This is a genomic window from Pectobacterium araliae, assembly GCF_037076465.1.
GTDB lineage: Bacteria > Pseudomonadota > Gammaproteobacteria > Enterobacterales > Enterobacteriaceae > Pectobacterium > Pectobacterium araliae.
In genome coordinates, this window is sequence record NZ_AP028908.1 from 3,620,746 (window position 1) to 3,632,463 (window position 11,718).

The 11,718-nt window shown below is 52.3% G+C and carries 8 protein-coding genes; 5 read left to right on the forward strand and 3 right to left on the reverse strand.

Annotation, left to right across the window (positions count from 1 at the left end; genetic code table 11):
- Window positions 1–122 precede the first annotated feature (122 nt).
- The 4 genes from AACH44_RS16390 (at window position 123) to AACH44_RS16405 (ending at window position 5,897) form a co-directional block, all read left to right on the forward strand.
- Entirely contained in the window at window positions 123–2,063 is a 1,941-nt protein-coding gene (locus AACH44_RS16390; RefSeq protein WP_261846970.1) for a methyl-accepting chemotaxis protein, read from the forward strand.
- A gap of 235 nt (window positions 2,064–2,298) precedes the next feature.
- Window positions 2,299–3,420, forward strand: a complete 1,122-nt coding sequence (locus AACH44_RS16395; protein WP_261846971.1) for an RNA ligase RtcB family protein — start codon at window positions 2,299–2,301, stop codon at window positions 3,418–3,420.
- Window positions 3,417–4,040, forward strand: a complete 624-nt coding sequence (gene prfH, locus AACH44_RS16400) for a peptide chain release factor H (RefSeq protein ID WP_261846972.1) — start codon at window positions 3,417–3,419, stop codon at window positions 4,038–4,040. The genes AACH44_RS16395 and prfH overlap by 4 nt, the downstream gene beginning before the upstream one ends.
- A 321-nt stretch (window positions 4,041–4,361) precedes the next feature.
- Window positions 4,362–5,897 (forward strand): methyl-accepting chemotaxis protein, encoded by a 1,536-nt coding sequence (locus tag AACH44_RS16405; protein ID WP_261846973.1) that lies wholly within the window; start codon window positions 4,362–4,364, stop codon window positions 5,895–5,897.
- 61 nt (window positions 5,898–5,958) lie between these two features.
- Here the strand turns inward: AACH44_RS16405 and rlmB are convergent, their stop codons facing one another.
- From rlmB to nsrR, 3 genes are all read right to left on the reverse strand, one after another.
- On the reverse strand, window positions 5,959–6,690 hold the full coding sequence (gene rlmB, locus AACH44_RS16410; protein WP_261846974.1) for a 23S rRNA (guanosine(2251)-2'-O)-methyltransferase RlmB: 732 nt from the start codon (window positions 6,688–6,690) through the stop codon (window positions 5,959–5,961).
- 85 nt (window positions 6,691–6,775) lie between these two features.
- Entirely contained in the window at window positions 6,776–9,232 is a 2,457-nt protein-coding gene (gene rnr / locus AACH44_RS16415; protein WP_261846975.1) for a ribonuclease R, read from the reverse strand.
- Between the two features lie 41 nt (window positions 9,233–9,273).
- Window positions 9,274–9,699 (reverse strand): nitric oxide-sensing transcriptional repressor NsrR, encoded by a 426-nt coding sequence (nsrR, locus tag AACH44_RS16420; protein ID WP_261846976.1) that lies wholly within the window; start codon window positions 9,697–9,699, stop codon window positions 9,274–9,276.
- Window positions 9,700–9,993: 294 nt separating this feature from the next.
- Here nsrR and AACH44_RS16425 point away from each other — a divergent pair, with 294 nt between their 5' ends.
- Window positions 9,994–11,565 (forward strand): methyl-accepting chemotaxis protein, encoded by a 1,572-nt coding sequence (locus tag AACH44_RS16425; protein WP_261846977.1) that lies wholly within the window; start codon window positions 9,994–9,996, stop codon window positions 11,563–11,565.
- The last annotated feature ends 153 nt before the right edge of the window (window positions 11,566–11,718 follow it).

An 11,718-nucleotide genomic window follows, 5' to 3' on the forward strand; every position in this document is an offset into this window, starting at 1 on the left:
TTGATATAAATCAATTGGTTAAACGGATATTTACACTCCATGATTAAATTTTTTTCATTTACTGCCGTTAACGCATGTGAAGTAAGACTAAAAAATAACCTTTTATTATAAGAGACACACCTATGTTGGGACTTTCCTTTAAACACTGGGGTTTGGGTATCAAGTTATCCATTATCGCCTCCCTGAGCGTAGCGATATTGTTCATTGTGTTTACCCTCACGCTTACCCGCTCCGCAGGCGATCAACTGAAATCGTTGACCCTCAATGACATGCAGAGCCAGGTGAATGGCGTCACCGACATGATCAATATGTACGATACCAGCCTACAAGCCGAGGTCAGCAACTATACGCGGCTGCTGGCGAGCTTTCTGCCGACGCGTTTTTCACTGGATACCGCTAACCCCACCCCTTCCGGTAATACCTCTCAGCCGACGCTTAAGGCTGGCGATACAATATTGAACTTCAACACCGATGTGACGGACGACTTTCTGAGCCGGACTCACGCCATCTCAACGATTTTTGTCCGCGATGGCGAGGATTTTACGCGCATCACCACGTCATTGAAAAAAGAAGATGGATCGCGCGCGATGGGCACCACGCTCGATCGTGAAAGCCCAGCTTATGCGCTGGTGATAAAAGGTGAAACCTACAGTGGGTTAGCAACGCTGTTCGGCAAACAGTACATCACCCAGTATCAACCGATACGCGATAGTGAAAACAAGGTGATTGGTATTCTGTTCGTCGGCGTCGATATCACGAAGCAATTTACCGAGATGCAGCAAACGATTCTGAACAAGAAAATGGGCGCGACAGGCCACTTCTTTGTATTGGGCACGAAAAAAGGCAAAGATGCGGGTAACTATCTTTACCATCAAACCAATGCCAACCAGCGCCCTGACTGGTCAGAAGGTGCGTTAGAGAAAGTACTGGCAACCGGTAATGGTACGATTGAATATGACAACAACACGATGACGGGCGAAGAGAAAACCCGAATCATGGTGTACCGCAGCATTCCACAGTGGAACTGGATCGTTGCGGGTACGGTGAGCAAAGAAAGCCTGATGGCAGAGATTAACCGTACCCGTAACCTGTTTTTGGCCGGTGGCATTATTCTGGTTCTGCTCTTCGCGGCATTCTTTGTCGTGCTGACGCGCAAGTGGCTGAGCCAGCCGCTGGTTGAAATCGTCAAAGTGGCAGAACAATTTTCTGCGGGTAATCTGACGGCCACGCTGTCCAGCAACCGTGAAGATGAAGTGGGTCGCCTGATCGATGCGATTAACGGCATCGGGCAGGGGTTAACGACGATCGTGTCGCAGGTAAGACGCTCCTCTGAGGAAATCAGTGCCAGCACCGATGCACTGGCTGCCGATAGCGAAAACATCAGCGAGCAGATTGCCCGCCAGGCCAGTAGCGTCGAAGAGACCTCTGCCAACATGGAGCAGCTTTCCGCCAGCGTGAAGCAGAATGCCGATAACGTTTCTGCCGCCAAAGATCTGGCAGAACAGAGCGCAGCAGCAGCACGCAACGGCAGCCAAACCGTCACCGATTCGGTATCTACAATGAGCGATATCAAGAACTCATCCCAGCGGATTGCCGATATCACGACGGTGATCGAATCCATCGCTTTCCAGACCAATATTCTGGCGCTCAATGCCGCCGTAGAAGCCGCTCGTGCGGGCGAACACGGTAGAGGCTTCGCCGTGGTTGCGGCTGAAGTTCGGGCTCTGGCACAGCGTAGTTCTACTGCGGTGAAAGAGATCGAAAGCTTGATTAATGAGTCACTGGAGAAAATCGACGCGGGCTACCAGTTCTCAGAAAAAACGCAGGCGGTAATGGATGACTTGCGCAACCGCATCCTGCAAGTCAGCACCATCGTGAACGATATTGATATCGCCTCACGCGAGCAGTCTGCGGGAATTAGCCAGGTGAACATCGCGATTGTACAGATTGGTCAGGCAACGCAGGAAAATGCCATCCTGGTCAACAATTCGGAAGACACCGCGCAGAGTCTGCGTCAGAAAGGCCACCACCTCAGCGAGCTGGTCAGCGTCTTCCGTATTTAACATTCACACCGTGGCCGTCGTGTCGTAGGTATTGCACGATGGCCACCACTTGAGTATTATGCCGACGTTTTTCACCCATCCCCCCACTGACAAAGGAGACGACATCATGACAACATTTACTCTGATTCTTTGCAGGACATCTCGGGACTAATTCCGCATTCTTTTCCGCTTTGCGTTATCCCCCCCAGCTGTAGCCTGCCTTACCCTATGTTTAAATTGATCAGCAGGATGATCTATGGGCAATGCTATTCGCTCTATTTCGGCGCGCATCAGTGTGATCGCGACGGAAAATACCTGGATTGAAGATAAAGCAATCCAACAGCTTCAAATTACCTCACAACTTCCCGATATGGTTCGCGTGGCCGGTATGCCAGATTTGCATCCAGGCCGCGGCTACCCCATTGGGGCGGCGTTTTTTTCACAACAGCGCTTCTACCCCGCTCTGGTCGGAAATGATATCGGCTGCGGCATGGCGCTATGGCGCACGAGCCTGAACGCCAACAAAATTTCGCTGGATAAGCTGGAGAAACGGCTTGGTAATATCGATGGGCCACTAGAAGACAATATCGATATTCCCCCATCGCTGGCGGATTTCCGCTATTCCCTTGGCACCATCGGCGGCGGTAACCACTTTGCGGAATTGCAGCAGCTTGATGAAATCTATCAGCCGGATACGCTGCACGCTCTACACATCGATCCGAAACAGCTACTGCTGCTTGTGCATAGCGGCTCACGCGGATTAGGGCAAACCATACTGGAAGCCCATGTGCGGGAATTCGGCCATCGGGGTCTTGAAGCCAATACGCCAGCCGCTGCGGCCTATCTGGAACAGCATCAGTTCGCGCTGACGTTTGCCACCCACAATCGGCGGTTGATCGCGCAAAGAATGCTGGAGCGCTGGCATACAGAAGGCGATGCTGCACTGGACGTGAACCACAATCTGGTGACATCAACAACGATTGAAGGCATTTCCGGCTGGCTACATCGCAAAGGCGCGACGCCCGCCGACTGCGGCCCCGTTATCATTCCCGGATCGCGCGGCGACTACAGCTATATTGTGCAACCCATTCCTCACGCCGACAGCCTATATTCGCTGGCACATGGCGCAGGCAGAAAATGGATGCGCACGGAGTGTAAAGATCGGCTGTCTTCACGTTATAGCGTCCAGCAGTTGGCGCGTACTCGTTTCGGCAGCCGTGTGATTTGTCAGGATAGGCAGCTGATTTTTCAGGAAGCGCCAGAAGCCTACAAACCGATAGACAGTGTGATCGGCGCGATGCAGCAGGCAGGATTAATTACGTTAATTGTTCGCCTGAAACCCGTCCTCACCTACAAAACGCGCGGGGAGGATAAATGATATTGCTTCAACTTTCCGCTGCACAGGGACCGGGCGAATGCATGTTAGCAACGGCAAAAGCATTGCAAGCGCTGACGCGGGATGCCGCACGGCAAGGTATCGAGTGCGAGATCATCGAAACTGAAGCAGGGAAACGTTCCGGTACGCTACGTTCCGCATTGGTTCTGTTAAACGGTGAGCAGGCGGAACCGCTGGTTGCCAGTTGGTGCGGTACACTTCAGTGGACGTGCAATAGCCCCTGGCGTAAAGGTGGCGGACGCAAGAACTGGTTTATCGGCGTCGCACGCTTTCATCAGGAGCAGGCGTTTGCCGATAACGAGATTCGTTTTGAAACCACCAAATCCTCCGGTCCCGGCGGACAGCATGTGAACAAAACCGAATCTGCCGTTCGTGCCACTCATGTCGCCAGCGGCATCACTGTGAAGGTGCAGAGCGAACGCAGTCAGCACGCGAACAAGCGTCTGGCCTGTTATCTCATCGCCTATCGTCTGGAAGCGTTACAACAGCAGCAGCATGCTGAACTACGGGCACAGCGACGTCTGTTCCACCACCAGATCGAACGCGGTAATCCAGTAAAAGTCTTCAAAGGTGAAGATTTTACGCTGGTTGCTTCTCACTAACCTCAACTCACGGGCGGGCACCAATTGCCTGCCCGTCATTTTTTCCCTCGTTAAAGAACGTGCTATCAGCACGATGCAAAAAACCCCTGCACGACGCTTTCCCCCCTAGCCGTGGTATCCGCACGAATACCCTCACATTGTTTGAGAAAATGAATAAGTATTGCTCCTGAAATGCCGATAACGGATAAGGCATTTTTTATCAATGATATAGGAGTCTGCTCCACTTTCATCACCTGCCCTTTTTACACAACACACAACGACAACTAATCCGTTATTGGCCTGCTATGACGGTAATAATTAATGAACAAAAGGAAGAAGTTTATGCTGCGCTGGATGTCATTTCAAAACCTGTCAGTAACACGCAAGTTATTGGTAGGGTTTGGTTTATTGCTCATCATGGGAGTCATTCTTTCCATGGTCGGCTTTTATGGACTATACAATAGCGACCAATCGTTAAAGCGCATCAGCCGCTTGGGTGCCATTTATGACAAGACCGTGGTCGCCCGAGAAGGTAACTTTGGTTATGCGCTAGAACGTAAAGCGCAGTATCTGGAACAGCATGACGGCGCTATCGGTAATATCAGCGGAGAGCTATCAGCACTGCTGAAGGAAATTGATACGGGGCACTGGCCAGCAGAAGATAAAAGCGCTATTCAGGATATCAGCGCGTCACTCAATGCCTACCTGACCCAGCGTCAGCAGGTCATGAGCCCGGATGTCAGCCAACAGCGGCTCAGTGAATTGAACGCTCAGATGGCGCGGTTGCAGGAAAATATCAACAAACTCTACTTCACGGAAGAAACCCGCGCTGGCCGTAACGTCATCAGTAGCGATATCCAACTGGGTGTCATTACGCTGATTGCCATCATACTCGGTCTGACCACCGCGATTGTTATCTCACGGCAGATTGTTCGCCCACTACACCAGGCGCTACACGCCACTCGCGCGATTGCAGAAGGCGATCTCACGGTACAACTTCACAATGAACGTCATGATGAATTAGGCCAGTTGATTTCAGCTATGGGGCAGATGAACAACAATCTGCACAGTATGATTGATAAAATTCGCCTCAGTGCGAATCAGATTTCCTCCGCCGCTGGCGAAATTACCGCTGGCAATGTCGATCTCTCTTCTCGGACGACTCAGCAAGCCGCTGCACTGGAAGAAACCGCTGCCAGTATGGAGCAGCTGACGTCAACGGTAAAACAAAATGCCGATAACGCCCATCAAGCCAACCGGTTGGTTATGGAAGCCTCTGATACCGCGAATCAGGGGGGCGAGCAGGTTTCTAAAGCCGTTAATACCATGCACGGCATCGCACAGAGTTCCCATCGTATTGCTGAAATCACCTCAATGATTAACAGCATCGCGTTCCAGACTAACATCCTCGCGCTCAATGCAGCAGTAGAGGCGGCGCGAGCCGGTGAACAAGGCCGTGGTTTTGCCGTCGTCGCCAGTGAGGTACGCAATCTGGCACAGCGCAGCGCGCAGGCCGCCAAAGAGATCGATACGCTCATTGCCGAGTCGGTTTCACAGATTAATAACGGGGCGGCGCTCGTTAACAGCGCAGGGAAAACGATGGAAGGGATTGTGCAGTCCGTGACGCAGGTCCACGACATCATGAAAGACATCACTACCGCCTCAGACGAGCAACATCGCGGTATTTCTCAGGTCGGTCAGGCAATCATAGAAATGGATCAGAACACGCAGCAAAATACTGTGCTGGTCGAGCAATCCTCTTCTGCCGCTCACTCACTGGAGCAACAGGTGATCGTACTTTCTGATGCCGTTTCTGTCTTCCGGCTTTTACAGCCTTCACAGCAAGACATTCGCAGGTTGGCAAACTCCGCGGCGTAACCCCAACGACAGAGAGGTGCCTTATGGCACCTCTCTGCTATCAGTGACTACTCTACTCAACTCACACGCGCTGGCGAACGGCTTCAAACAAACATACGCCAGTGGCAACAGACACGTTCAGCGAAGACACGCTGCCCGCCATCGGAATACTGATCAGCTCATCGCAGTGCTCACGGGTCAGACGACGCATCCCTTCCCCTTCCGCGCCCATCACCAGCGCCAACGGTCCGGTCAGCTTGCTTTGGTACAGTGTATGATCCGCTTCACCCGCGGTGCCAACGATCCAGATATTGCGCTCTTGCAGCAGGCGCATGGTACGCGCCAGATTGGTCACGCTGATGACTGGCACGGTTTCTGCCGCACCACAGGCTACCTTCTTCACGGTCGCATTCAACTGCGCCGAGCGGTCACGGGGCACAATCACCGCATGCACACCAGCGCCATCGGCATTACGCAGGCACGCTCCCAGATTGTGCGGATCGGTCACACCGTCCAATATCAGCAGGAAAGGGGTTTCCAGATTGTCTAACATCGCAGGCAGATCGTTTTCCTGATACTTCCGCCCTTCTTTGACCTTCGCTACGATCCCCTGATGCACGGCATCTTCAGCCTGCTTATCCAGCCACTGCCGATTCGCCACTTGAATGACGATGCCCTGCGCTTCCAGCTCGGCAATCACCGACTGGAGGCGACGATCGTCGCGCCCTTTCAGAACAAAGACTTCCAGAAAACGCTGTGGGTCGCGCTCAAGCAGTGCCTTAACCGCATGAATACCGTAAATAATTTCGCTCATTGATACTCTTCAAATTGTGTAAAGCGAGATAACATTCGTCTTGCGGGTTGTAGAGACCGAAGCCTCTACAACGTCAAGCCGTTCGTTATTCCTCAGATTTCTTTTTTGCGCGTTTAGCCTTGGTCGCAGCGGCAATTTTACGCGTTTTCTCTGCGTTCTTTTTCGTTTTATCGCGGTTCTTTTTCGGTTTGGCTTTTGGCTTATCCGAGTTCGCGTTGCGATCGCCTTCTTTGCGGAATGCCGCATCCGGCTCAAAGTTTGCTGGCGATTTGCTGGCGCTGCGACGACGTCGAGCTGGCTTGGCCTCACGCGACTCCGGTTTTTTCGTCCGGTCACGCGCGGTTTTACCTTCGCCACGAACCTTGCGCGTACTGGAAATCAACGCGAAATCAATGTTGCGCTCATCCATATGCACCGCTTCAACGCGGATTTCCACTTCATCCCCCAGACGATAAACCTGTCCGCGTGATTCGCCGATCAACCGTTGACCAATATTATCGTAGCGGTAGTAGTCATTATCCAACGTGGAAACATGCACCAACCCATCGATAAACAGATCTTTCAGGCGCACGAAGAAGCCAAAGCCGGTCACGCTGGCGATAATCCCCGTAAAGACTTCACCCACGTGATCCTGCATAAAGTCGCACTTCAGCCAGTCTGCGACGTCACGTGTGGCTTCATCCGCACGGCGCTCCGTCATCGAACAGTGCATGCCCAACTGTAGCATCTCGTTAATATCGCTATGCCAACCGCCCGTTGACGTCCAGCGCTCATGGCGATCGCTCAACAGATACTTAATCGCACGGTGCAGCGACAGGTCAGGATAACGACGAATTGGCGACGTAAAGTGGCCGTAAGACGTCAAGGCCAGCCCGAAGTGACCGCGGTTTTCCGGGTCATAAACCGCCTGCTTCATCGAACGCAGCAACATGGTTTGCAGCATTTCCCGATCGGGACGTTCCGCCACCTCGTTCATCAATTCCGCGTAATCTTTCGGCTGTGGCTTCATTCCGCCTTTCAGCGTCAGCCCCAGCTCGCCCAGTACACTGCGCAGGGCTAATACATGGTCTTCACTCGGCTGATCGTGCACGCGGAACAGCGCAGGCTCTTCGTTCTTCTCCACAAATCTCGCAGCGGAGATATTCGCCAAAATCATGCACTCTTCGATCAGCTTGTGCGCGTCATTACGCACTACGGCTTCCACACGGTCGATACGGCGCTCGGCGTTGAAAATAAACTTCGCTTCTTCGGTCTCAAACGCGATGCCACCACGCACTTCACGCGCGTGTTCCAGCGCCTTATACATGTGGTGCAGTTCTTCCAGCCCGCCGACCAAAGGTTTGTAATGCTCACGCAGCTCGGCATCACCTTGCAGAATATTCCACACTTTGGTGTAGGTCAGACGGGCATGTGAACTCATCACCGCTTCATAAAACTTGTAAGACGACAGCTTACCCTGTGCCGACACGGTCATTTCACAGACCATACACAGGCGGTCGACCTGCGGATTAAGCGAACAGAGTCCGTTTGACAGTACTTCCGGCAGCATCGGTACGACCTGCGACGGGAAGTACACCGACGTACCACGCGCCCGCGCTTCATGATCGAGAGCCGTATTCGGCCGAACGTAATAGCTCACGTCCGCAATCGCGACCCACAAGCGCCAACCGCCGCCACGTTTCGGTTCACAGTACACCGCGTCATCAAAATCACGGGCATCTTCGCCGTCAATCGTGACCAGCGGCAGCTTACGCAGATCCACACGGCCTTTTTTCGCGGCTTCCGGCACCTCTTCGGAAAGATCCTTCACCTGCTCTTCGACTTTAGGCGGCCAGGTGTGCGGAATATCATGGGTACGCAGGGCAATATCCACCGCCAGACCTGTGCCCATGTTGTCGCCGAGGATCTCGACGATCTTACCGACCGCTTTCGTGCGGCGCGTGGCGCGTTGCGTGAGTTCAACCACGACCACGAAGCCCATGCGAGCGCCGTTAATTTCTTCTTTCGGGATCAGAATATCGAAGCTCAGACGGCTATCATCCGGTACGACGAACCCAACACCGGCATCGACAAAATAGCGGCCGACAATCTGCCCGGTACGCGGTTCCAGCACGCGCACAATGCGTCCTTCACGACGTCCTTTACGATCCGCACCCAGCGGCTGTGCCAGCACCACATCACCGTGAATCGCTCGTTTCATCTCTTCAGCAGACAGGTAAAGATCGTCTTTGCGGCCTTCCACACGCAGGAAGCCGAAACCATCGCGGTGACCAATGACCGTACCGCGCAGCAAATCGAGCTTTTCCGGCAACGCATAGCACTGACGGCGGGTAAAAATAAGCTGACCATCACGCTCCATTGCACGCAGGCGGCGGCGCAGCGCTTCGAGGGGTTCTTCTCCGGTTAATTGCAGGTCGGCGGCTAATTCTTCCCGGCTGATCGGGGTATCGCGCTTGGCGATGTGCGCCAAAATATATTCACGGCTAGGGATAGGGGATTCGTATTTTTCTGCTTCGCGTTCCAGGAATGGATCTTGTGACATTGCGGTTCCTCCGTTGTCATCAGCAGGAGGCTGAACAAAATTCATTCAACCAACAATAATTTATAAAGCGGCGGGTTTTCTTTGACCATATCAGCCAGCGTGTATTGATCCAGCTCATGCAGAAAATTTTGTACCGCCTGTTGAAGCACCTGCTTCAAGCGACAGGCTGGCGTAATGTGGCAAAAATCATGGTTACAGTTAACCAGCGTGAGCGGCTCCAGTTCGCGCACCACATCGCCAATCCGAATGGTTTCTGCCGGTTTCCCAAGACGAATACCGCCATTTTTACCGCGCACGGCCATCACCAACCCAGCACGGCTAAGTTGATTGATAATTTTGACCATATGATTACGAGATACGCCATACACTTCCGTTACCTCCGAAATGCTGGTCATTTTCCCACTCGGCAGTGACGCCATATAAATCAGCGCCCGCAAACCATAATCCGTGAAACTTGTTAACTGCACATAAACCTCGGATACCTCTGGGTATCATTGACAGGCGTATGGGGTACGCCCCTGAAAAAACAATGCTATTGACAGATAATAAACCAGGCACAAACACTACGGCTAATTATTTATACCCTTTGGGTTACAAGAGATTGGTCAGTGGGACTCTGCTTACCAAACCTTTTACATCTGCCATATCTTTTTAATTTTATCTCACCGCAACACAGATAACGTATTCTCTTTTGTTAAACACACCACATCCAACGATAAATGGGCTATTACCCACGAAGGCGGCGTAAGGAAAAGGACACCATGAGGTTGAAAAATATTTCTATTCGTACCGGCTTATTAACATTATTGCTGTTAACGACTTTGTTGCTGCTTATCGTCAGCAGCATGGGCGTGGTTGCTATCAAGCAAGACAGGGAAACGCTGACAGCACAAAACCAGATTCAGGGCATTGAACTGGGCAACCTGATGAATGGATACAACCAAACGCTCAGCGCCCGAGCCTCAGCAACGCTCGCCGTCAGGAAAATCGAAATCGGGCTGCTGAACGACGGAGCGAAAGAAACCGGACTCGTAGAAAAACATCTCAACCAGTCACAGAAAGATATTGAACGCGCCATCAAATCGGTCGATGCCGATCCAAAGCGGCAGGCACTGGCACAGGAGGTGTTAAAAACCTATCAAGCCTATTTCCAGCAGGGTATGGCTCCGATGCTGAGCGCGCTGCAAAAACAGTATACCGACGAATATTATGACGTACTGGAAAAACAGCTCGGCCCGCTGAGCGAGGCCTTTGATTTATCGATCCAAAACTTCCGTCAGTATGCCCAACAGCTTTCCGAACAAGGCTTGGCGCAGTCTGAGCGTAATGAACACATGATGCTGTTGCTGATTGCCGTTGCCAGCCTGTTATCCATCACACTCGTCGCATTAGCCTGGATCGCATTGCGACACATGCTACTCAAACCGCTGGATTACGCCATTGAGCAGCTAGAGTTGGTTGCTACTGGTAATTTGACGCGCCGCCTGATTCAGGGAGGAAACAACGAACTGGGTCGACTCAACGATGCCATCGGCCGCATGCAGAGCGCGTTGCTGGAATCCGTTAGTCAGGTACGCGATGCCAGCACGCAAATCGATTTAGGCAGCCGCGAATTGTTTGAAGAAAACGCCCAGCTTTCCCAGCGTACCGAAGAGTCCGTTGCCGCATTGGAACAAACGGCAGCCAGTATGGAGCAATTGAGCGCCACGGTGAAGCTCAATGCCGATCACGCCGAGCTTGCACATCAACTCGCCAATAACGTCTCGAACACCAGCAGTCGCAGCAACGAGTCGGTCTGTTATGTTATTGAAAAAATGCAGGAGATCGCCACCAGCGCCAAACGAATCAATGACATCCTCAGCGTCATCGACGGTATCGCGTTCCAAACCAACATTCTGGCGCTAAACGCTTCCGTCGAATCCGCCCGCGCAGGCGAACAAGGCAGAGGCTTTGCCGTCGTCGCCGGAGAAGTGCGTAATTTGGCGCAGCACAGCGCACAAGCAGCGAAAGAAATCCGTTCACTGATTATAGATTCACAAACTCGCGTGTCCGAGGGGCTTGAATTAGCCTCTAAAGCAGGCGAAACCATGGATGAAGTGACCGACGAAATCATCCGTATTACGCAACTGATGCGAGATATTTCTACCGCTACGCAAGAGCAGCATCGCGGTATCGAACAGGTTAATGTCGCCTTTACGCAGATAGACAAAGTGGCTCAGCACAACGCGCAGCTCGTTAAAGCTTCATCCGCCACCACGCAGTCGTTGGAACAGCAATCTCAACAGCTCATGCGGTCTATGGCGTTGTTTCAAGTAGAACCTCGCCTTTCCTAATCGACAGGTGTACATCACTCGTGGTCAGCTTCACGTTGACCACGGGCATGATAAAAAGAGTCACGGCGCTCTACCGACCCATACAGCACCGAATAAATAATGAGAAAAGTCAGGAACCGGCTTTCTCCTTAACGCACAGGCTTCATACATATA